This is a genomic window from Corynebacterium sp. HMSC069E04 (assembly GCF_001813175.1).
Taxonomy (GTDB): Bacteria; Actinomycetota; Actinomycetes; order Mycobacteriales; family Mycobacteriaceae; genus Corynebacterium; species Corynebacterium aurimucosum.
This window is the reverse complement of the sequence record NZ_KV811625.1, coordinates 1-356: the sequence shown is the minus strand read 5'-3', so window position 1 is coordinate 356 and position 356 is coordinate 1. Positions and strand designations below refer to the sequence as shown.

At 50.8% G+C, this 356-nt stretch carries 1 rRNA gene; it reads left to right on the top strand.

Going from position 1 to position 356, the window contains the following annotated elements:
- Window positions 1–21: 21 nt before the first annotated feature.
- Window positions 22–356, top strand: a 23S ribosomal RNA gene (locus HMPREF2896_RS12930); the annotation flags it as partial.

Below are 356 nucleotides of genomic sequence, written 5' to 3'. Positions count from 1 at the left end.
GGTGGTTGCCTTGTTGGTTGTGTGTTCGTTATTTAGGGCGCATGGTGGATGCCTTGGCATGCTGAGCCGATGAAGGACGTGTAAGGCTGCGTTAAGCCTCGGGGAGTTGTCAATAAAGCGTTGATCCGAGGATGTCCGAATGGGGAAACCTGGCACCTGTTATGGGGTGTTACCCTTCAGTGAATTCATAGCTGTTGTGGGGGTTTACGCGGGGAAGTGAAACATCTCAGTACCCGTAGGAGAAGAAAATAAAATATGATTCTGCTAGTAGTGGCGAACGAACGTGGATGAGGCTAAACCGTGTGCATGTGATACTTGGTAGGGGTTGTGTGTGCGGTGTTGTGGGCCCCAATGGA